The sequence below is a fragment of the Blautia sp. HCP3S3_C12 genome (assembly GCF_052064155.1).
GTDB lineage: Bacteria > Bacillota > Clostridia > Lachnospirales > Lachnospiraceae > Blautia_A.
Map to the genome: position 1 here is coordinate 209,278 of NZ_JBQHWC010000001.1, position 22,094 is coordinate 231,371.

Here is a 22,094-nt window from a genome sequence, read left to right on the forward strand (position 1 = left end):
ATCCTGCGTCAGATATCTTTGTCGTGCGTCAGCACGCCTGCAGATATCTTCCTTGTCTTTCGCACTCTGCTGAACTGTCTTAAATGCATTATTTACTAGGACTGCTATAGTATCTCTTAGCGTCCGAAACCGCACACAATATTAATAATTTCTCCTAGCGTCCCTTTCTATAACATAATCTTAATAATCCCCATTGTTCATAAAATAACAAAAAATTCACAAAATAATATTGACAAACCCAATCAAGAGTGCTATCTTATGAGCATAAGCTGTTAGCACTCCTAAAAGTTGAGTGCTAACAGCCCGAAAACAAAGGCAGCAAAGGAGTGGAATTTCATGGATCAGGTATTAGATGATCGTAAAAAGAAAATACTAAAAGCCATCATCAAAACCTACATGGAAACAGGCGAACCGGTGGGTTCCCGGACCATTTCCAAGTTTGCAGATTTAAATGTAAGCTCTGCCACCATCCGGAATGAGATGTCAGATCTGACAGATATGGGATATATCGTACAGCCCCACACCTCAGCCGGAAGAATTCCTTCTGATAAGGGTTATCGCCTCTACGTAGACGAGTTGATGAAAGAAAAGGAATCAGAGGTACAGGAAATCAGAGATTTCATGATCGAGAAAACTGACAAACTGGATAAAATGCTGAAACAGGTAGCGAAGGTGCTTGCCTCCAATACTAATTATGCAACAATGATCTCTGTTCCACAGTACAGCGGAAGCAAGATTAAATTCATTCAGCTTTCACGTGTAACACCCCTTCAGCTTGTGGCAGTAGTAGTGAGTGATAACAATGTCATCCGAAACCAGATCATTGATCTGGACGGGGAGATGGACGATCAGACAATCCTGAAATTAAATCTTCTTCTTAATACCAATTTAAATGGAGTACCGATCCAGGATATCAACCTGGGAATGATCGCCCGCCTCAAGGAACAGGCTGGTGCTCACAGTTCTGTAGTTGGTACAGTCCTTGATGCAGTGGCAGATACCATTCAGGTAGATGAAGACGATATGCAGATATATACTTCAGGAGCAACAAACATTTTCAAGTATCCGGAGCTTGCAGACACAAGTAAAGCGAGCGGGCTGATTTCAGCATTTGAAGAAAAGCAGGATCTGGTAGACCTGGTAAAAGAGAGAATGTCTGATACAGAGAACACAGGAATTCAGGTATACATTGGTGATGAGATGCCGGTGCAGACTATGAAGGACTGCAGTGTGGTCACAGCCACTTACGAGCTTGGAAAGGGATTGCATGGCACTATCGGTATCATCGGTCCTAAGCGTATGGATTACGCAAATGTAGTTGACAGCCTGAAGGCTTTGAAAGTTCAGCTGGACGAACTGATTAAGAAAGAGAGTTAGAAAGGCGGTAATAGAGAGTGTCAGAAGAAACAAAGAACACAGCTCAGGAAGAAGAGACAACAGAGACTCCTGTAACAGAAGAAACTGTTGAAAATGAACCTGAGGTTGTAGAAAACGGTGAAGCTGAAACAGAAGAAATCCCGGTAGAGGACGGAGATGAGGAAGCTTCCCAGGATGATGTTAAAGACAGCAAATCAAAAGCTTCTTTCTTCGGCAAGAAGAAAAAAGAGAAAGATAAATTTGAACAGCAGATCGAAGAACTTACAGACAGACTGAAACGAAACATGGCTGAGTTCGATAACTTCCGTAAGAGAACGGAGAAAGAGAAATCCAGCATGTATATCATCGGAGCCAAGGACATCGTTGAGAAAATCCTTCCGGTTGTGGATAACTTCGAGAGAGGTCTTGCACAGGCACCGGAAGGAGATTCTTTCGCAGATGGAATGAAGATGATCTACAAACAGCTGCTCACCACATTAGATGAGCTGGGTGTGAAACCAATTGAAGCAGTCGGTAAGGAATTTGATCCGAACTTCCATAACGCAGTGATGCATGTGGAGGATGAAGAAGCCGGTGAGAATATTGTGGTAGAAGAATTCCAGAAAGGTTACACTTACAAGGATTTCGTAGTACGTCACAGTATGGTAAAAGTAGCCAACTAATAAATTTAGAATATATCAAAATTAATTGAGAATAAATTAGGAGGAACAAGATTATGGGAAAAATCATTGGTATTGACTTAGGTACAACAAACAGCTGTGTAGCTGTAATGGAAGGTGGACAGCCAACAGTTATCGCTAATACAGAAGGCGCAAGAACAACACCATCAGTTGTTGCTTTCACAAAAACAGGAGAACGTCTTGTAGGTGAACCTGCAAAACGTCAGGCAGTAACAAACGCAGAGAGAACAATCTCTTCCATTAAAAGAGAGATGGGTACTGACTATCGTGTAACAATCGACGACAAGAAATATTCCCCACAGGAAATTTCCGCTATGATTCTTCAGAAACTGAAAAAAGATGCAGAAGGATACCTTGGTGAGAAAGTTACAGAAGCAGTTATCACAGTTCCTGCATATTTCAATGATGCTCAGCGTCAGGCAACAAAAGATGCAGGTAAGATCGCAGGTCTTGATGTAAAACGTATCATCAACGAGCCTACAGCAGCAGCTCTTGCATATGGTCTTGACAATGAAAAAGAACAGAAGATTATGGTATACGACTTAGGTGGCGGTACATTCGATGTATCCGTTATCGAGATCGGTGATGGCGTTATCGAAGTTCTTTCCACAGCTGGTAACAACCGTCTTGGTGGCGATGACTTCGACCAGAAGATCACAGATTATATGCTTGCTGAGTTCAAGAAAGCAGAAGGCGTTGACTTAAGCAATGATAAGATGGCACTTCAGAGATTAAAAGAAGCTGCAGAGAAAGCAAAGAAAGAGCTTTCTTCCGCAACAACTACAAACATCAATCTGCCATTCATCACAGCTACAGCAGAAGGCCCGAAACACTTCGATATGAACCTTACAAGAGCTAAATTTGATGAATTAACACATGAATTAGTAGAAATGACAGCTGAACCGGTACGTCGTGCACTTTCTGATGCAGGTATCACAGCATCTGAACTTGGCCAGGTACTTCTGGTTGGTGGATCTTCCCGTATCCCGGCTGTACAGGATAAAGTAAGACAGTTAACTGGCAAAGAGCCAAGCAAGAACCTGAATCCGGATGAGTGTGTAGCACTTGGTGCTTCTATCCAGGGTGGTAAACTTGCTGGTGATGCAGGCGCAGGCGATATTCTTCTTCTGGATGTTACTCCACTGTCACTGTCTATCGAGACAATGGGTGGTATCGCAACAAGACTGATTGAGAGAAATACTACAATTCCTACAAGAAAGAGCCAGATTTTCTCAACAGCAGCAGACAACCAGACAGCAGTAGATATCAACGTTGTACAGGGAGAGCGTCAGTTTGCGAAAGACAACAAATCCCTTGGACAGTTCCGTCTGGATGGAATCCCGCCAGCACGTCGTGGTGTTCCGCAGATCGAAGTTACATTTGATATTGATGCAAACGGTATCGTAAATGTATCTGCAAAAGACCTTGGAACAGGTAAAGAACAGCATATTACAATCACAGCTGGTTCTAACATGTCTGATTCTGATATCGATAAAGCAGTCAAAGAAGCTGCTGAGTTCGAAGCTCAGGATAAGAAACGTAAAGAAGCAATCGATACAAGAAATAACGCTGATTCCATGGTATTCCAGGTTGAGAATGCACTGAAAGAAGCTGGCGACAAGATTGATGCTAACGATAAAGCTGCTGTAGAAGCAGATCTGAATGCACTGAAAGACTTACTGTCCCAGACTGCAAATGCAGAAGAGATGACAGACTCTCAGGTAGCTGATATCAAAGCTGCTCAGGAGAAGATGATGGAAAGTGCTCAGAAGCTTTTCGCTAAAATGTATGAGCAGACACAGCAGGCAGGCGGCCAGGCAGGACCGGACATGAATATGGGCGGCGGTGCAGCAGGCAGCACAGATGCAGGAAACAACGATGATGTTGTAGATGCTGATTACAAAGAAGTATAATGTGACAAATCATAACTGTTCAGTGGGAGAGATTCTCTCACTGAATAGTTGTGCTATAAATCCAGTATCAGGTACTGGTGCAGCGAAGAGACAGAACAGTTGAATATAGGTATAGGAATTAATTAAAATAATGGCTGATAAGAGAGATTATTATGAAGTTTTAGGCGTGGATAAAAGCGCCGATGACGCAACACTTAAAAGAGCATACCGTAAACTGGCCAAGAAATATCATCCAGATGTAAATCCGGGAGATAAAGAGGCAGAGGCGAAATTTAAAGAAGCAACAGAGGCTTATACTATCTTAAGTGACCCGGATAAGAGGAGACAGTATGATCAGTTTGGTCATGCAGCTTTTGAAAACGGCGGCGGTGGTGCCGGCGGCGGTTTTGGAGGGTTTGATTTTAACGGTGCTGATATGGGCGATATCTTCGGCGATATTTTCGGCGATTTATTTGGCGGCGGCGGAAGAAGCAGACGTGCTAATAATGGACCGATGAAGGGTTCGAACCTTCGTGCACGTGTTAATATTACTTTTGAAGAAGCTGTCTTTGGCTGCGAAAAAGAACTGGAGATCGTACTGAAGGATGAGTGTACCACCTGTCACGGAACAGGTGCCAAGCCAGGTACTTCACCGGTAACCTGTCCAAAATGTAACGGAGAGGGTCAGGTAGTATTTACCCAGCAGTCCATGTTTGGAATGGTGCGTAATGTACAGACCTGTCCGGACTGTCATGGAACAGGTAAGATCATTAAAGATAAATGTACAGCATGCCGTGGAACCGGTTATACATCTTCCAGAAAGAAAATCCAGGTATCTGTACCTGCAGGTATTGATAATGGACAGAGCATCCGCATCCGTGAAAAGGGTGAACCGGGTACAAACGGAGGCCCAAGAGGCGATCTGCTTGTAGAAGTAAATGTTGCCCGTCATCCGATTTTCCAGAGACAGGATATGAATATTTTCTCCACTGCACCTCTTACCTATGCACAGGCTGCTTTGGGTGGTACAGTGCGGATCAATACCGTAGACGGGGAAGTTGAATATGAGGTAAAACCTGGAACTCAGACAGATACCAGAATCCGTCTGAAGGGCAAAGGTGTGCCGTCACTGAGAAATAAGAATGTCCGTGGAGATCACTATGTGACTCTGGTAGTACAGGTTCCTACAAATCTGAATGAAGAGGCAAAGGAAGCGCTGCGCAAGTTTGATGAAGCCTGCGGTAACCGTCCGAAGGAAAATACGGATGGCAGTGAAAAGAAGAAAAAAAGCTTCATGGATAAATTAAAAGAAACTTTTGAAGACTAATATTTCAAAAAAATATATCCTATAATAAAAATAAAAATCAAGAAAAGAGGGGAAACCTCTTTTCTTTTTTTGAGTGTTCGTGTATAGTGAATAGTAATGGGCAAAAATGTCCTGTAACCTGAGACCTGGTATGCATATAGGCTGAATATGAAAAAAAAGTTTGAAGATTTTATAAAAAAATATCTTCCGGGATGGGCAATTCTTCCGTTGCTCACCATTGTAGTGCTGAATTGCCTGATTTACTGGGGCAGTGATCAGCTTACCTCGGCAAGATATCATTATGATTTTACCGGTACACTGGACCGCATGGTACCACTGGTTCCGGCATTTATCTGGATTTATATTCTGGCATTTCCATTCTGGGCAGTGAATTATATATTAGCCGCTCAGAGGGGAAAAGATCAGTTTTACCGGTTTGTGGCCACAGACCTGACCATTCATCTGACCTGTTTTGTGATTTTTCTGATTCTTCCGACTACCAATGTGAGACCGGAAATTACAGGAAACTCCTGGTCAGAACAGATGCTGCAGTTTGTTTATGCCATGGATGGAGGTAACAGCCCTTCGAATCTGTTCCCATCTATTCATTGTTATGTGAGCTGGCTGAGCTGGCGCAGTGTTCACAAATCTGAGAAAATACCGGAATGGTATCAGCATTTTTCTCTGATCTTTGCAATATTGATCATTATTTCCACACAGGTGCTGAAACAGCATTATCTGGTGGATGCAGTGGCGGGCGTGGTGCTGGTTGAGCTTGCATGGAATTTTTATAAAAAGGGAAACAGGCATCAGATCGTTAAGAAAATTTTCAGGGAAAAAATATAGGATAAATATAGTACAAAGAAATGGAGACAAATTATGAAGTGGAACCGTTTTACATTAAAAACAAAAACAGATGCAGAGGATATGGTGATCTGTACCCTGGCAGAAGTAGGGATTGAAGGAGTGGAGATTCAGGATAAGAAACCACTTACGGAAGAGGATAAAGCACAGATGTTTGTGGATATTATGCCTGAAGGACCTGCAGATGACGGGATTGCCTATCTGAATTTCTATCTGGAGGAGGATGCTGATAAGGAGGCGATTCTGAAGGATGTGCGTGCTGCCCTGGATGAGCTGAAAAGCTACATGGATATCGGAGAAGCCACCATTGAGGAATCCCAGACAGAGGATAAGGATTGGATCAATAACTGGAAACAATATTTCCATCAGTTCTATGTAGATGATATTCTCATTGTACCATCCTGGGAAGAGGTAAAGGCAGAGGACCAGGATAAAATGATCCTTCATATTGATCCGGGTACAGCCTTTGGTACAGGTATGCATGAGACTACACAGCTGGTGATCCGTCAGTTGAAGAAATATGTAACACCGGATACAGAGATGCTGGATGTGGGAACCGGAAGCGGAATCCTTGGAATTGTAGCTATTAAGCTGGGAGCAAAGCATGTGCTGGGAACAGATCTGGATCCCTGCGCAGTTCCTGCTGTGGCTGAGAATAAAGAAGCTAACGGTATTCCGGAGGAAGCCTTTGACATGATGATCGGAAATATCATTGATGACAAAGAAGTACAGGATCAGGCAGGATATGAGAAATATGATATTGTGACAGCCAATATCCTGGCAGATGTACTGATTCCGCTGACACCAGTCATCGTGCACCAGATGAAGAAGGGAGCATATTATATTACTTCCGGTATTCTGGATGTAAAGGAAGAGGTAGTTGTGGAAGCTGTAAAAGCAGCAGGACTGACAGTAGTAGAGGTTACTCATCAGGGTGAATGGGTTTCTGTGACAGCCAGAAAGGACTGAACCTATGCAGCGCTTTTTTGTAGAAACTTATCAGATTGAGGAAGAGAATCACTGTATCCATGTTACTGGTGCAGATGTAAACCATATTAAAAATGTTCTCCGTATGAAGCAGGGAGAGGAGCTCTGGATCAGTGACGGAGGAACAAAGGAATATCGCTGTGAGATCGAGAGTCTGGGAGATGAGGAGATACTGCTTCATATTATCTACGCCCAGGAGCCGGATTATGAGCTGCCTAACCGGATCTATCTTTTTCAGGGACTGCCAAAAGCAGACAAAATGGAGCTGATCATTCAGAAAGCAGTGGAGCTGGGAGCTTATGCAATTGTGCCGGTGGAAACAAAACGCTGTGTTGTAAAGCTGGATGAAAAAAAGGCTGCCAAAAAGACTGCCCGCTGGCAGCAGATTGCAGAGAGTGCGGCAAAACAGTCCAAACGAATGCTGATTCCGAAAATTCATGAGGTGATGAGTTTTCAGGATGCATTAAAGCTGGCAGAAGAACTGGATATCCGTCTGATCCCCTATGAGCTGGCCAAAGGAATGAAGGAAACAAAGAAAATCCTGAATCAGATCCGTCCCGGACAGTCTGTGGGAATTTTTATTGGGCCGGAAGGTGGATTTGAGGAAAATGAAGTAAGCCAGGCTCTGGAAAAAGGTGCACAGGCAATTACTCTGGGAAGGAGAATCCTTCGTACAGAAACTGCAGGACTGGCAATTCTGTCTGTATTAATGTTTCAGCTGGAAAATGACTAATGACAGCCAAATAGTGGAGAGATAATAAGAAATGGAAGTATATTTTGACAATTCAGCTACTACCTGCTGCTATGAGGCAGTGAAGGATATTGTAGTGAAAACAATGATGGAGGACTTCGGGAATCCGTCGGCTATGCATCAGAAAGGTGTAGATGCAGAGCAGTATGTAAAGAAATCAGCCCGGACACTGGCACAGCTTTTGAAGGTGGAGGAAAAGGAAATACTTTTTACCTCCGGGGGAACAGAGTCCAATAACTTGGCACTGATTGGAGGTGCCATGGCAAATAAACGCAGCGGAAACCATATTATTACAACAGCAGTGGAGCATGCGGCGGTAAGTCAGCCGGTAGCTTTTCTGAAAGAGCAGGGCTTCGAGGTGACAGTACTTCCTGTGGATAAGGATGGTGTGGTAAAGCTGGAGGCTCTGGAGAAGGCATTAAGGCCGGATACGATCCTGGTTTCCATTATGATGGTAAATAATGAAGTGGGAGCCGTGATGCCTGTAGAAAAGATAGGGGCATTGATCCAGGAGAAAAGTCCGAAGGCTCTTTATCATGTAGATGGAATACAGGCTTTTGGAAAATACAGGATTTATCCTAAGAAATGGGGAATTCACCTGTTGTCTGTCAGTGGACATAAGATCCACGGACCCAAGGGCGTGGGATTTTTGTATATCAACAGCAGGGCAAAGGTGCAGCCTTTGATCCTGGGCGGTGGACAGCAGAATGGGATGCGTTCCGGAACAGATAATGTACCTGGTATTGCAGGCCTGGGAGTGGCGGCAGAGTTAAGCTACAGGGATTTGGAACAGAAGACGGAGCATCTGTATCAGTTGAAAGAAAGGCTTGCAGAGGGGCTTTCAGGGATGGAAGATGTGGTGATTAATGGAATGCCGTTGCGTGAGGGTGCCCCCCATATTATGAGCATCAGCTTTTTGGGAATTCGCAGTGAGGTACTTCTTCATACATTGGAGGACAGAGGGATTTATGTATCTGCAGGAAGTGCCTGCTCCAGTCATAAGAGGAAACCCAGCGCCACACTTTCTGCTATGGGAATGAGTAATGGACAGATCGAAAATACTGTGCGGTTCAGCTTTTCAGAGGAAAATACTTTTGAAGAGATTGATTATTGTCTGGAAGTTTTGAAGGAAGTACTTCCCATGTTGAAGCGCTATGCACGTCGATAAAAGGAAAAGGAGAAAAATATGATATTTCACGCATTTTTGATAAAATATGCAGAAATTGCTATTAAAGGCAAGAATAGATATATGTTTGAAGATGCCCTTGTTCATCAGATGAATATTGCTCTTTCAAAGATAGAAGGAGAATTTGAGGTAAAAAAGGAACAGGGAAGAATCTATGTATTTTGCCCGGAACAATATGATTATGAGGAGACTGTGGAAACTCTTCAGAGAGTGTTCGGTATTGTAGGAATCTGTCCGGTTGTGATCTATGAGGATCAGGGCTTTGAACAGATGGCAAAAGACGTTGTTTCTTATATGAAGGACTGCCATCCGGACTATAGCGGAACCTTTAAGGTATATACCCGCAGGGCCAGAAAATCTTACCCTGTTACTTCTATGGAAGTAAGTGCGGAAATAGGTGGACGTATTCTGGATGAATTTCCAGATGCCAGTGTGGATGTACATAGTCCGGAGCTGACCATTTCTGTGGAAATCCGTGATAAGATCTATGTATATTCCCATACTATCAAAGGTGCTGGCGGTATGCCTATCGGAACCAATGGAAGAGCAATGCTGCTTCTTTCCGGCGGTATTGACAGCCCGGTAGCCGGCCATATGATCGCGAAGCGTGGAGTAAAGATTGATGCAGTATATTTTCATGCACCGCCTTATACCAGTGAGAGAGCAAAACAGAAGGTAGTTGATCTGGCAAAGCAGGTGGCAAAGTTCAGTGGACCTATCCGTCTCCATGTGGTGAATTTCACAGATATTCAGCTGTATATTTATGATCAGTGTCCTCATGATGAGCTGACCATCATTATGCGCCGCTATATGATGCGTATAGCAGAGCATTTTGCAAAAGAGAGAAAATGTCTGGGACTGATCACAGGAGAGAGTATCGGACAGGTGGCAAGCCAGACCCTGCAGAGTCTTGCAGCTACCAATGAGGTATGTACACTTCCGGTTTACCGCCCGGTGATTGGATTTGATAAGCAGGAGATCGTGGAACGATCCTGGGAGATCGGCACTTATGAGACATCTATTCAGCCATTTGAAGACTGCTGTACGATTTTTGTTGCCAAGCATCCGGTGACCAAACCCAATCTGAATGTGATCCATCGCTCAGAAACAAAACTGGCAGAGAAGATTGATGAATTGATGAAAACAGCTTTGGATACTGTGGAGATCATAGAGGTTGAATAGGATATGATCCTGTTCAACCCAAACAAAAAGAGGAACTGATAATCAGTTCCTCAGCAGCTGCTAAAATAAATATAACGGAATTATTCAGTAACGTATTTGCTGATAATTGCCATAACGGTATCAAGAGCAGCTCCATCAGCATGGATGTTTAAGTCGATTGGTTTGGATAAATCAAGACTGAAAATACCCATAATAGATTTTGCGTCGATTACATATCTTCCGGATACTAAATCGAAATCGCAGTCGAATTTGCTGATTTCATTAACGAATGCTTTCACTTTATCAATAGAGTTCAGTGAGATTTTTACTGTTTTCATTATGAGAACCTCCCTTTAGAATATTATTGCTGATTGATTTTTATCAGCTTACAGTTCTCATCTTAACGTTCAACCGGAGAAAAGTCAAGGTGAAAAGGGATAAAATTTCCAGAAAGATTTAGTGAATATGTATAAATTTTAAAAAAATTCAGGAGGAGATAATGAAGAAAAAAGCCGCACTTCACAATTTAGGCTGTAAAGTTAATGCCTATGAAGTAGAAGCCATGCAGCAGCTTCTGGAGAAGGCCGGTTACGAGATTGTGCCTTTTGAACCGGGAGCAGATGTATATCTGATCAATACATGTACGGTGACGAATATTGCAGACAGAAAATCCAGACAGATGCTGCATAAAGCAAAAAAAATGAATCCGGATGCCATTGTGGTGGCAACAGGGTGCTATGTGCAGACAGATGAGGGAAAACTGGATAAAGACGAAGCTGTGGATCTGATTCTTGGCAATAATCAGAAAAAACAGATTGTAGAGGTGCTGGAGGAATATGAGCGCCAGCACAAAAAACAGAAGCATGTGATCAAAATTAACCAGACAAAGGAATATGAAGAGCTGGAGATCAGTCATACAGCAGAGCGTGTGCGTGCCTATATCAAAGTACAGGATGGATGCAATCAGTTCTGCACTTACTGTATCATTCCCTATGCCAGAGGCAGGGTGCGCAGCCGTAAGATTTCCCAGGTCATAGAGGAAGTTCAGACACTGGCTGCAAGAGGGTACAAAGAGGTAGTCCTTACAGGAATCCATCTGTCTTCTTATGGCTTGGATTTTCCGGAAGAAGAACGAGAAACACTGCTTTCGCTGATTAAGGCTGTTCATGAGGTTCAGGGAATACAGAGAATCAGGCTGGGCTCACTGGAACCAAGGATCATCACAGAGGAGTTCGCCAGAACAATTTCTGCTTTGCCGAAAATGTGTCCGCATTTTCACCTGTCCCTTCAGAGTGGATGTGATGCTACACTGGAGAGAATGAACCGGAGATATACAAGCACAGAATATGCAGAAAAATGTACATTGCTCAGAAAGTATTTTGATAATCCTGCACTGACTACAGATGTGATCGTAGGTTTCCCTATGGAAACAGAAGAAGAATTCAGGATGTCCCGTGATTTTGTGGACAGTATCCATTTTTATGAGACCCATATTTTTAAATATTCCAGACGGCATGGAACAAAGGCAGCTGCAATGGATGGTCAGCTGACAGAGTCTCAAAAGGCAATCAGAAGTGATGAAATGCTGGCACTGAATGAAAAACATTCCAGAGAATATGAGGAAGCCATGCTGGGCAGAGAACTGGAGATCCTGCTGGAAGAGGAAATAGAGATGAACGGTGAGCAGTGGTATCTGGGGCACAGCAAAGAGTATATAAAAGCTGTATTAAAGAAGCGGCCGCAGTATGGAATCAATGATATTGTCCGGGTAACAGCAGATGGCTTCCTGGAAAATCATATTGTCACAGTCCATACATCCTGAGCAATCCTGCAGGGATAAATTTAGAGTTGATAAATACTGTGAATTATATTAAAATAGTATAGATATAAAAAGTAAAACGGATAGTTTTGCAATTATTAAAAAAATAAGGACGTGAGAGAAATGGCAGAGAATAATCTGGGAAATACCCAATATTTCAGAACAAGACCGGATCAGGAGATTCAGGTAAAAGAGGTCCTGGACCTTGTGTACAATGCAATGGAGGAAAAAGGATATAATCCGGTGAATCAGATTGTAGGATATATTATGTCCGGAGATCCTACTTATATTACCAGTCATAAAGGTGCCAGAAGCATGATCATGAAAGTGGAACGTGATGAGCTGGTAGAGGAACTTCTGACAGAGTATATTAAAAACAAATCCTGGGAACGCTGATATGAGAATCCTTGGATTAGATTATGGCTCCAAAACAGTAGGGGTAGCGGTGAGTGATCCACTGGGGCTGACTGCACAGAGCGTGGAGACCATATGGCGTAAACAGGAGAATAAGCTGCGTCAGACTCTTGCTCGTATTGAAGAACTGGCAGCGGAGTACCAGGCAGAGAAAATCGTACTTGGACTTCCCAAGAATATGAATAATACTATTGGAGAGCGGGCTGAGAAAACGCTGGAGTTCAGGGAGATGTTGGAGAGACGGACAGGTCTGCCGGTTGTGATGTGGGATGAACGCCTTACTACAGTGGAGGCAGAGCGTACTTTGATGGAGGCCAGTGTGCGCAGAGAGAATCGTAAGCAATATCTGGACCAGCTGGCAGCTGTTTTTATTTTGCAGGGATATCTGGATTCTCTGCATTGTTAGGAGAATATAATGGAAAAAATCAAATTTCAGCTGGAAGACGGAACAGAAGTAGAGTTTTATGTAGAGGAGCAGACCAGAATTGGAGGAACTGCTTATCTTCTTGTGTCCGATTCCTTAGATGATGAGGCAACAGCGTATATTTTTAAAGATGTGTCTGCAGAGGAGAGCCAGGAAGCCTGTTATGAGATGGTAGAGGACGAGGACGAGCTTCAGGCTGTATTTAAAGTATTTGAGCAGATGCTTGATGATGACGTGGATCTTGAAATGTAAAAATGAAAAGCTGCATAAAACAAAATACCCGGAACAGATCAGAGAAGAGGTATGGTGAGCAGCAGGAAATAAGCATGGAGGTGTAAATGCTTGAGTAACGAAAATAATTACGAATTTAATAATGAAGAACGTGGCGCCCATGAAGGACAGTCTGGACATGGAGCGAAGAGACCGTATAACAGACAGAAAAATTATAAATATAAATCCCAGCACAGAAATAATTATAACAGAAAGTCAGGCTTGAACGGGGAGAGAAAACAGCAGCCGGAGAAGGAAAAAACAGGAAAACCGGTTACGTTTAAAGCTCCAATCAAGGCTTCTGTAAAGAATAATCTGCATAAATCCAGAAAACCGGCATCCAAATTGAAAATCATTCCGCTGGGAGGTCTGGAGCAGATCGGAATGAATATCACTGCCTTTGAATATGAAGACAGTATTGTAGTTGTGGACTGTGGTCTGGCTTTCCCTGAAGATGATATGCTGGGAATTGACCTGGTTATTCCGGATGTGACTTATTTAAAAGAAAATATTTCCAAGGTAAAGGGTTTTGTGATCACTCACGGACATGAGGACCATATAGGAGCACTTCCTTATGTGCTTAAGGATGTGAATGTGCCGGTTTATTCCACAAAGCTGACCATTGCTCTGATCGCTAATAAATTGAAAGAGCACAACATGACCCGTACTACCAAACTGAAAGAAGTAAAGCATGGACAGGTGATCAATCTGGGAGACTTCTCAATTGAATTTATTAAGACCAACCACAGTATCCAGGATGCATCTGCACTGGCTATTTATTCTCCGGCAGGAATTGTAGTCCATACCGGTGACTTTAAGGTAGACTATACACCTGTATTCGGAGATGCTATCGACCTTCAGCGTCTGGCAGAAATCGGCAAAAAAGGTGTTCTGGCACTGATGTGTGACAGTACCAATGCAGAGCGCAGTGGCTTCACCATGTCAGAACGTTCTGTGGGACATGTGTTTGATAATCTTTTCAATGAATACAAAACGAACAGAATTATTATCGCAACCTTTGCTTCAAATGTTGACCGTGTGCAGCAGATCATCAATACTGCATATCGTTTTGGCAGGAAGGTAGCAGTAGAGGGACGCAGTATGGTGAATGTTATCACAACTGCTGCGGAGCTTGGATATCTGCGTATTCCGGATCAGACTCTTATAGAGATCGATCAGGTGAAGAACTATCCGGATGAGCAGGTTGTGCTGATCACTACCGGCAGCCAGGGAGAATCTATGGCAGCCCTGTCACGTATGGCAGCTAATATTCATAAAAAGATTGTGATCAAGCCCAATGATACGATCATTTTCAGCTCCAACCCGATCCCGGGTAATGAGAAGGCAGTATCCAAGGTGATCAATGAATTATCCATGAAGGGTGCCAAGGTAATTTTCCAGGATGTACATGTATCCGGACATGCCTGCCAGGAAGAGATCAAACTGATTTATTCTCTGGTGAAACCTAAATATGCAATTCCTGTGCATGGAGAGTACCGTCATCTGACAGCTCAGAAAAATATTGTTATGGAGCTGGGAATTCCAAAGGAGAACGTATTTGTTCTTGCTTCCGGAAATGTGCTGGAGCTTGACAGTCAGAGTGCACAGGTAACCGGAACTGTACACACCGGAGCAATTCTGGTAGACGGGCTTGGAGTAGGAGATGTAGGAAATATCGTGCTTCGTGACCGCCAGCATCTGGCAGAGGACGGAATTATGATCGTAGTTGTGACTCTGGAGCGTCACAGCAATGTAGTTCTTGCAGGACCGGATATTGTGTCCAGAGGGTTTGTCTATGTGAGAGAATCCGAGGATTTGATGGATAATGCCAGGGAAGTAGTGGAGAATGCACTGGATTCCTGTCTGGAACGCAATATTACAGACTGGGGCAAGATCAAGACTGTGATCAAGGATGCTCTCAGCGAATTCCTTTGGAAACGTACAAAGAGAAGCCCTATGATCCTTCCGATCATTATGGAGGCATAATAAAATGGAAGAGAACACATTAGAAGAAAGTATCAGCAGACTTCTGGCTTCTATAAAAGAAAGTGCTGAATATATAGAATTTGAGAAACAGAAAGAAATCCTAAGTCAGGACCCGGATCTGAAGAAGCGTGTGGATTCATTCCGGGCCAAAAACTACCGGATACAGAGCCAGTGCAGTTCAGACCAGCTTTTTGAAGTGGTAGAACAAATGGGGAAGGAATCTGCAGAGCTTCGCCGGCTTCCGCTGGTAAATGCATATCTGGATGCAGAGCTTGCTCTCTGCAGGATGATCCAGAGGATTTATATGGAACTGACCGATGGAATAGATTTTGATACTCCGAATATAAGCTAAGGATCAGAAAGGAAGAGAATTATGGGTGATACTGGTGAGACAAGAGACCGGGTAGGCGCGGCAGGAGTTGCAATTGCAAGTGTCTTTTTCAAAATCGCGCTTTATATCTGTGTTATTGTCCTGCTTTTCTGGATCGGTAAATCTGCTTTTCAGTTTGGGCATGACGTATTTAATCAGCAGGCTATGAGCCCTGGTGAAGGCCAGGAGGTAACAGTTGTTATTAAAGAGGATGCTTCTCTTTATGGAATAGCAAAGACACTCCAGAAAAAGGGACTGGTGAAAAGTGCACCGGTATTTTATGTGCAGGAGAGACTTTCCACTTATCATGGAAAGCTGAAGGCAGGTACCTATTTACTGAGTACAGCTTATACTCCCAATCGGATCATGGGAATCCTTGCGGGAGATGAGGAGCAGGAAGGGGTAAGTACTTCGTGATAGTAGAGGAGCGGATGCGTACCTATATCAATTCTCTGGATAGGGGAAATACCCCATTTCTGGAGGAACTGGAACAGACAGCCCTGAGAGACAGGGTGCCTGTGATCCGAAGAGAAATGCAGAGCTTTATAAAGACGTTTCTGGCTATGAACCAGCCGGGACGCATTCTGGAGGTGGGGACAGCCATTGGCTTCTCCACACTTCTTATGTGCGAATATGGGAGAGAGGATCTGCAGATTGTAACAATAGAGAATTATGACAAAAGGATTCCTATTGCCAGGGAAAATTTCCGCAGGGCCGGACGAGAAGATCAGATCACTTTGTTGGAAGGAGATGCAGGAGAACTGCTGAAAACTCTGGAGGGACCATTTGACATGATCTTTATGGATGCTGCCAAAGGGCAATATATTCACTGGCTTCCGGATATCAGGAGGCTGATGGCCAAGGGCAGTGTTCTGATTTCTGACAATGTACTTCAGGAGGGAGATATTATTGAATCTCATTACCTGGTAGAGCGCAGAAAGAGAACCATATATAAACGGATGCGGGAGTATCTGTATGAACTGAAACATGATCCATCCTTTGTAACATCCATTCTTCCTCTGGGAGATGGAGTTACAGTCAGTGTGAAACAGGAGTAATCATTATGAGAAAAATCGAATTGCTTGTTCCTGCAAGCAGCCTTGAAGTATTAAAAATTGCTGTTATTTTTGGAGCAGATGCTGTATATATCGGAGGGGAAGCCTTTGGACTGAGAGCAAAAGCCAAGAACTTTTCCCATGAAGATATGAAAGAGGGAATTACATTTGCCCATGAGCATGGGGTAAAAGTATATGTGACTGTAAATATCCTGGCTCATAACTATGATCTGCCAGGTGTAAGAGAATACCTGACAGAGCTTAAGGAACTGAAGCCTGATGCCCTGATTATTGCGGATCCCGGAATCTATATGTATGCAAAGGAAATCTGTCCGGAGATTGAACGCCATATCAGTACACAGGCAAATAATACGAACTATGAAACATACCGTTTCTGGTATCAGCTGGGAGCCAAGCGTGTGGTAACAGCAAGGGAGCTTTCACTTGCTGAGATCAGAGAAATCCGGGAGCATATTCCGGAGGATATGGAGATAGAGACATTTATCCACGGTGCAATGTGTATTTCCTATTCAGGAAGATGTCTGCTCAGTAATTATCTGGCAGGACGTGATGCAAATCAGGGAGCCTGTACCCATCCCTGTCGCTGGAAATATTCCATTGTGGAGGAGAAACGTCCTGGAGAATATATGCCTGTATTTGAGAATGAGAGAGGAACCTATATCTTTAATTCCAAAGACTTGTGCATGATCGAGCATATGGACGATATTGTAAACAGTGGAATTGACAGTCTGAAAATTGAGGGCCGTATGAAGACCGCCCTTTATGTTGCAACTGTTGCCAGAACCTACCGTAAGGCAATTGATGATTATATGGAGAGTCCTGAGAAATATCAGGCAAATATGCCATGGTATCAGGAGCAGATTTCCAACTGTACTTACAGACAGTTTACAACCGGATTTTTCTATGGAAAACCGGATGAGAATACACAGATTTATGATAATAACACTTATCAGAAAGAATATACTTATCTGGGATTTGCAGAAGCAGTGGATGAGCGTGGCTTTGCACAGATCACACAGAGAAACAAATTTTCTGTAGGAGAGACCATTGAGATCATGAAACCGGATGGACAGAATCTCTCTGTTACTGTCAGGGGGATTTATGATGAAGATGGCAATTCCATGGAAAGTGCACCTCATGCACAGCAGAAGCTGTTTATTGATTTAGGAACTGAAATCCAGGTTTATGATTTATTGAGAAGAGCAGAGTAAAAGTAAACGCAGCCAACAAATGAAACGTTGGCTGCGTTTATTCTGTCTGGGGAAAAAGTCCACGGAGTTTTTGTAAAGCGGTTTTCTCAATTCTGGAAACATAGGAGCGGCTGATGCACAGCTTTTGTGCGATTTCCCGCTGAGTTTCTTCCTCCATGCCAAAGAGCCCATATCTGTAGCAGATCACCTGATATTCCTTTTCTGACAGGATTTTTTTCAGAGATTGCAGCAGATATGTGGTATTTTCCCGGATGTAACATTCTTCTACAATATCCACAGGTACGCTTTCTATTACATCTAAAAGATTGATCTCATTTCCTTCTTTATCCGTTCCGATGGGGTCGTACAGAGATACTTCTTTCGAATGCTTCTTCTTAGCCCGAAAATACATCAGCAGTTCATTTTCTATACATCTGGCAGCATAGGTAGAAAGCCGGGAGGCTTTCTGGGGATTAAAGGTTGTGACAGCCTTGATCAGTCCGATGGTGCCAATAGAAATCAGATCATCAGTATCCTCACCGGTTCCCTGATACTTTTTGACCACATGGGCCACCAGCCGGAGATTATGCTCAATCAGGATATTCTTTGCCTGGGAATCGCCCTCCTGATATTTTTGAAGATAATATTTTTCCTGGGATATGGACAAAGGTTTTTGAAAGGCCTTCAAATCGCTACCTCGAAGGGGATTTCTATATAGTTTATGTCCGGGACAGGGTGTTGGTGCTTTTCCAAGAAATTTTGAGCCTTTTTACAATTTGCAGCGGCTGTTTCAAATCTGCATTGAGAAAACAGAATAACTACAGTATAATGAATGAAGAATACAATAAATACAACAGGAGAAGCACATGAAAATATATTCAGCCCCCCTTGAGGGAATCACAGGATATACATACAGAAGGGCACTTTACCAGTGCTTTGGAGGTTTTGACAAGTATTTTATTCCCTTTATCCTTCCAAATCAGAAAGGACATCTCAGCACCAGAGAAAAGAAAGACATTATGCCTGAGAATAATGAGGGGATGTATGCAGTTCCCCAGATTCTCACAAAGAATGCAGAGGATTTTATCCAGACAGCGGAAACTCTGCAGGAATATGGTTATAATGAAGTAAATCTGAACCTCGGCTGTCCGTCAAAGACTGTTGTGACAAAGGGAAGAGGAGCAGGATTTCTGGACAGACCGGATGAGCTGGATAAATTCCTGGATGAGATTTTCCGTAAATGTGATATGAAGATTTCCATCAAGACCCGATTGGGTATGGATGATCCGGAAGAATTTGAAGATCTGCTGACCATTTATAATAAATATCCACTGGAGGAGTTAATTGTTCACGCAAGAGTGCAGAAAGACTATTACAAAAATAAGCCCCGTCTGGAAACATTTGGGGAGGCAGTGGAGCGGGCCAAGAGCCCGGTTTGCTATAACGGAGATATTGTCACAGCAGAAGACTGTACCAGATTACAGGAAATGTTTCCGACCCTGAACTGCATTATGATAGGCAGAGGAATACTGAAGAATCCTGCACTTGCCAGAGAAATCCGTGGCGGTGCACCTGCGTCAAAGGAAGAAATCCGCAGATTTCATGATATGATGTACAATGAATACTGTGAAGACCTGTCCGGAGACAGAAATATCCTGTTCCGTATGAAAGAATTATGGTCTTATCTGGCACCTATGTTTACAAACAATAAAAAATATGCCAAAAAGATTAAGAAGGCTGAGAAATGTGTGGTATATGAAAATGCAGTCAGAGAATTATTTGGCTGTGAACAGTTAATTGGAGAAGTGGAAGATGGGGATATGGAAAAAATACTGGATCATTATAACAGCTGAAAGATATAGAACTCACAGTATTTCGATAAAAAGTAACTGATTAGTATCTTTAAGGTTGCAATATTTTTTATTAAGAAGGAGAAAAAAGAATCCTATGAAATCTCATGCATTTCAGATGAAATATTTCTTAGCAGGCATCTATATTATCTGTGTTATATTTACCTGCTTTAACGCCAGGTTTTATCATACGCCTCTGGCGAAGATATCTTCAGTAACAGAAAAGGAAACAATGAGCAGAAAAGGAACCAGGGATGCAGAAGAGTATTATTATACTCAGAAAATTACAGCGCGTATATTAAACGGTACCCATAAAGGGGAAGAGATTTCTATTTCTAATGAATATACATCGTCTCAGGTTCAGAATCAGAAATATCACAAAGGAGACACGGTCTTTTTAAGTGGTTCAAGGGAAAATCCAGGGAAATCCATACGTTCCATAAAGCGTGATGGTTATCTGGTATTGCTGGCAGGTGGTCTGTTTTTTCTTCTGATCTGTATTACAGGAAAGCAGGGATTCTATACGATCATATCGCTGATATTGAACACAATTATATTCGCGTTTGGATTTCAGGCTTTTATGAAAGGGGAAAATATCTTAAATATCTGCAATGTAATTGCTTTTCTATTTTCGATAACAACTCTGATCTGTCTGAATGGAATCCACAGAAAAACATGGGCTTCTGTTATTTCAACCATATGCGTACTGTTTCTGATCATGGCATTATTTGAATTTTCTATTCAGTTTTTTGGAGATCTGGATTATTCTAATCTGGAATATCTGGGGAGTATGAGTAATTCTGCTGATATATTCTGGACAGATATTATGCTGACAGGACTTGGAGCTATCATGGATGTAGATGTAACTATTAGTGCTGCAACAGGGGAAATTGTCCGGAAAAATCCAGATGTTTCTCTGAGAAAATTAATACATTCAGGACGGGAAATCGGATATGATATTATGGGAACCATGATAAATGTGTTGCTTTTTGTTCTGGCAAGCGGCATGATTCCTATGTTTATCCTGAAAATGAATAATGAGATCAGGTTTATAACGATCATACGATATCATATTCCATATGATATCTGTCGTTTTCTGATTGAAAGTATAGGAATTGTACTGGCAATCCCTGTATCTGTTTTTATTTCTTCTATTATCATGAAACTACCATTTCTGAAAAGGAGCGACAAAAAATGATAATTTTTCTTGCACTGGTGTTGATTATTTTAATGATTCTGATTGGTGGGGAGCGCGGAGCAGTTTCTCTTATGACATTGGCCGGTAATATTGTAATTCTGTTTATTTCGATTCTTCTGATGTCCATTGGTTTCCCGGCTCTGCTTCTGATATTGGCAGCAGGGGCAGGAGTCTGCTATAATTCCCTGTTCTACCAGAATGGAAACAATCCAAAGACACGGGCGGCTTTTCTGGCTACCTTGCTTGTGATGCTGCTTTTATTTATTCCGATTTATCTTATTATATGGAGATCAGGAAGCTATGGACTGAATGAGCTTCAGCTTTCAGAAGATGATTTTATGTATTATTACAGTACGGATATCCATATTAATATGCTTCATGTGGCAGTTTTTGTAACTGTTTTCAGTACTCTTGGAGCGGTTATTGATACTGCTTTATCTGTAACTTCTTCTGTATATGAAGTCTGGACACATAAAAACAGCCTGACAGCGAAAGAACTTACTTCTTCCGGCTATCAGGTTGGAAAAGAAATTATAGGAACAACTGTAAATACGCTGCTTTTTGCTTATCTTGGAGGCTCTATTCTGTTATTTGCCTATGTTCAGACACAGCAATATAACCTGGAAATTATTCTGAATTCCAAATTTCTTTTTCAGGATGTTGCAATCATGCTGTCTGGGGCGATTGCCTGCCTTTTTACAGTACCGGTATCAATCAGATGTGTGATCCGCCAGATCCATCATGCTGCATCTGAAACAGATCACAGCTGATCGGATTTGTTTTCACAGTCTTTGCAGATTCCATGAAGCATATCTCCGCTGCACTGCAGACGGAATCCATGATCCCGGAACAGATGCTCTTTTAATTCATCCATAAAGTCACAGTCAAGATGTACAACCTTGCCGCATCTGATACATTTCAGATGCAGGTGGTCTGTACATTTTTTTTCTTTTCCTGCGAACTGAAACACTGCTTTGTCAGAATTCAGATCCGGGTATTTAATTACAACGTGTTCCGCGCAAAGCTTATCCAGATAGCGGTAGACAGTTGTTGTGTTTACTTTAATTCCCGTTTCTTTTAAATACTTTTCAATATCAGCAACACTGACAGTAACTTCGCTTTGTTCTTTCATATATTCTAGAATAACCTGCCTTGTTTTTGTAGTATAGGGTTTTCGTTCAGCCATTTCTTTATATCCTCCATTATTCAGTTGGTATGTAGCAATCAATTATGCGCTTCTGTTTTTATTTATTATTGTAGCCTTTTATTTCTTCTGCGTCAATTCGGCTTTGA

24 protein-coding genes are annotated in these 22,094 nt (G+C 42.5%); 21 read left to right on the forward strand and 3 right to left on the reverse strand.

Annotated elements, in window-relative coordinates; genetic code table 11:
* Positions 1–336 precede the first annotated feature (336 nt).
* From hrcA to thiI, 9 genes are all read left to right on the forward strand, one after another.
* A complete protein-coding gene (gene hrcA / locus ACTNDS_RS00995; protein WP_441032666.1) occupies positions 337–1,377 on the forward strand; it encodes a heat-inducible transcriptional repressor HrcA in 1,041 nt (346 codons plus the stop codon).
* A 17-nt stretch (positions 1,378–1,394) separates the two neighbouring features.
* The gene (gene grpE / locus ACTNDS_RS01000; protein WP_441032668.1) at positions 1,395–2,039 is read left to right on the forward strand and encodes a nucleotide exchange factor GrpE; all 645 of its coding nucleotides are present in this window, start codon (positions 1,395–1,397) and stop codon (positions 2,037–2,039) included.
* A gap of 53 nt (positions 2,040–2,092) precedes the next feature.
* The gene (gene dnaK / locus ACTNDS_RS01005) at positions 2,093–3,970 is read left to right on the forward strand and encodes a molecular chaperone DnaK (protein WP_441032670.1); all 1,878 of its coding nucleotides are present in this window, start codon (positions 2,093–2,095) and stop codon (positions 3,968–3,970) included.
* Between the two features lie 130 nt (positions 3,971–4,100).
* On the forward strand, positions 4,101–5,276 hold the full coding sequence (dnaJ, locus tag ACTNDS_RS01010; RefSeq protein WP_441032673.1) for a molecular chaperone DnaJ: 1,176 nt from the start codon (positions 4,101–4,103) through the stop codon (positions 5,274–5,276).
* A 147-nt stretch (positions 5,277–5,423) separates the two neighbouring features.
* The gene (locus ACTNDS_RS01015; RefSeq protein ID WP_303241974.1) at positions 5,424–6,101 is read left to right on the forward strand and encodes a phosphatase PAP2 family protein; all 678 of its coding nucleotides are present in this window, start codon (positions 5,424–5,426) and stop codon (positions 6,099–6,101) included.
* Between the two features lie 33 nt (positions 6,102–6,134).
* Positions 6,135–7,088, forward strand: a complete 954-nt coding sequence (prmA, locus tag ACTNDS_RS01020) for a 50S ribosomal protein L11 methyltransferase (protein ID WP_303241975.1) — start codon at positions 6,135–6,137, stop codon at positions 7,086–7,088.
* Positions 7,089–7,092: 4 nt separating this feature from the next.
* Positions 7,093–7,839, forward strand: coding sequence for a 16S rRNA (uracil(1498)-N(3))-methyltransferase (locus ACTNDS_RS01025; protein WP_441032676.1), 747 nt, complete (start codon positions 7,093–7,095; stop codon positions 7,837–7,839).
* 31 nt (positions 7,840–7,870) lie between these two features.
* Positions 7,871–9,025, forward strand: a complete 1,155-nt coding sequence (locus ACTNDS_RS01030) for a cysteine desulfurase family protein (RefSeq protein ID WP_433845255.1) — start codon at positions 7,871–7,873, stop codon at positions 9,023–9,025.
* Between the two features lie 18 nt (positions 9,026–9,043).
* On the forward strand, positions 9,044–10,225 hold the full coding sequence (thiI, locus tag ACTNDS_RS01035) for a tRNA uracil 4-sulfurtransferase ThiI (protein WP_441032679.1): 1,182 nt from the start codon (positions 9,044–9,046) through the stop codon (positions 10,223–10,225).
* An 80-nt stretch (positions 10,226–10,305) separates the two neighbouring features.
* Here thiI and ACTNDS_RS01040 read toward each other — a convergent pair whose 3' ends face one another.
* Complete coding sequence (locus ACTNDS_RS01040) at positions 10,306–10,542, reverse strand: HPr family phosphocarrier protein (protein ID WP_441032682.1); 237 nt, start codon at positions 10,540–10,542, stop codon at positions 10,306–10,308.
* Between the two features lie 161 nt (positions 10,543–10,703).
* On the opposite strand from ACTNDS_RS01040, the gene mtaB reads away from it, so the two are divergent.
* The 9 genes from mtaB to ACTNDS_RS01085 all read left to right on the forward strand — a co-directional run bounded on the left by mtaB (position 10,704) and on the right by ACTNDS_RS01085 (position 17,774).
* The gene (gene mtaB, locus ACTNDS_RS01045; protein ID WP_441032684.1) at positions 10,704–12,026 is read left to right on the forward strand and encodes a tRNA (N(6)-L-threonylcarbamoyladenosine(37)-C(2))-methylthiotransferase MtaB; all 1,323 of its coding nucleotides are present in this window, start codon (positions 10,704–10,706) and stop codon (positions 12,024–12,026) included.
* A gap of 120 nt (positions 12,027–12,146) precedes the next feature.
* On the forward strand, positions 12,147–12,419 hold the full coding sequence (locus ACTNDS_RS01050; protein WP_173743480.1) for an IreB family regulatory phosphoprotein: 273 nt from the start codon (positions 12,147–12,149) through the stop codon (positions 12,417–12,419).
* 1 nt (position 12,420) lies between these two features.
* Positions 12,421–12,843, forward strand: a complete 423-nt coding sequence (gene ruvX, locus ACTNDS_RS01055) for a Holliday junction resolvase RuvX (protein WP_019162420.1) — start codon at positions 12,421–12,423, stop codon at positions 12,841–12,843.
* A 9-nt stretch (positions 12,844–12,852) separates the two neighbouring features.
* Positions 12,853–13,113 carry a DUF1292 domain-containing protein gene (locus ACTNDS_RS01060; protein WP_019162419.1) on the forward strand — a complete coding sequence of 87 codons (261 nt, stop codon included), beginning with the start codon at positions 12,853–12,855 and terminating at the stop codon, positions 13,111–13,113.
* A gap of 309 nt (positions 13,114–13,422) precedes the next feature.
* On the forward strand, positions 13,423–15,117 hold the full coding sequence (locus tag ACTNDS_RS01065) for a ribonuclease J (protein WP_441033136.1): 1,695 nt from the start codon (positions 13,423–13,425) through the stop codon (positions 15,115–15,117).
* A gap of 4 nt (positions 15,118–15,121) precedes the next feature.
* Positions 15,122–15,469, forward strand: a complete 348-nt coding sequence (locus tag ACTNDS_RS01070; RefSeq protein ID WP_441032687.1) for a YlbF family regulator — start codon at positions 15,122–15,124, stop codon at positions 15,467–15,469.
* A gap of 21 nt (positions 15,470–15,490) precedes the next feature.
* Positions 15,491–15,904, forward strand: a complete 414-nt coding sequence (locus ACTNDS_RS01075; protein ID WP_173743479.1) for an endolytic transglycosylase MltG — start codon at positions 15,491–15,493, stop codon at positions 15,902–15,904.
* The gene (locus tag ACTNDS_RS01080) at positions 15,901–16,545 is read left to right on the forward strand and encodes an O-methyltransferase (RefSeq protein ID WP_173743478.1); all 645 of its coding nucleotides are present in this window, start codon (positions 15,901–15,903) and stop codon (positions 16,543–16,545) included. The genes ACTNDS_RS01075 and ACTNDS_RS01080 overlap by 4 nt, the downstream gene beginning before the upstream one ends.
* 5 nt (positions 16,546–16,550) lie before the next feature.
* A complete protein-coding gene (locus ACTNDS_RS01085) occupies positions 16,551–17,774 on the forward strand; it encodes a peptidase U32 family protein (protein ID WP_441032691.1) in 1,224 nt (407 codons plus the stop codon).
* 37 nt (positions 17,775–17,811) lie between these two features.
* On the opposite strand, the gene sigK is transcribed toward ACTNDS_RS01085, so the two are convergent.
* A complete protein-coding gene (gene sigK, locus ACTNDS_RS01090; RefSeq protein WP_019162413.1) occupies positions 17,812–18,441 on the reverse strand; it encodes an RNA polymerase sporulation sigma factor SigK in 630 nt (209 codons plus the stop codon).
* 178 nt (positions 18,442–18,619) lie between these two features.
* Here sigK and ACTNDS_RS01095 point away from each other — a divergent pair, with 178 nt between their 5' ends.
* From ACTNDS_RS01095 to ACTNDS_RS01105, 3 genes are all read left to right on the forward strand, one after another.
* Positions 18,620–19,606 carry a tRNA dihydrouridine synthase gene (locus ACTNDS_RS01095; protein ID WP_441032694.1) on the forward strand — a complete coding sequence of 329 codons (987 nt, stop codon included), beginning with the start codon at positions 18,620–18,622 and terminating at the stop codon, positions 19,604–19,606.
* A gap of 94 nt (positions 19,607–19,700) precedes the next feature.
* Positions 19,701–20,801, forward strand: coding sequence for a YibE/F family protein (locus ACTNDS_RS01100; protein ID WP_441032697.1), 1,101 nt, complete (start codon positions 19,701–19,703; stop codon positions 20,799–20,801).
* Positions 20,798–21,571, forward strand: coding sequence for a YibE/F family protein (locus tag ACTNDS_RS01105; RefSeq protein WP_022381228.1), 774 nt, complete (start codon positions 20,798–20,800; stop codon positions 21,569–21,571). Before ACTNDS_RS01100 ends, ACTNDS_RS01105 begins: the two co-directional genes overlap by 4 nt.
* Here the strand turns inward: ACTNDS_RS01105 and ACTNDS_RS01110 are convergent.
* The gene (locus tag ACTNDS_RS01110) at positions 21,562–21,987 is read right to left on the reverse strand and encodes a Fur family transcriptional regulator (protein ID WP_441032699.1); all 426 of its coding nucleotides are present in this window, start codon (positions 21,985–21,987) and stop codon (positions 21,562–21,564) included. The genes ACTNDS_RS01105 and ACTNDS_RS01110 overlap by 10 nt on opposite strands.
* Positions 21,988–22,094: the final 107 nt, after the last annotated feature.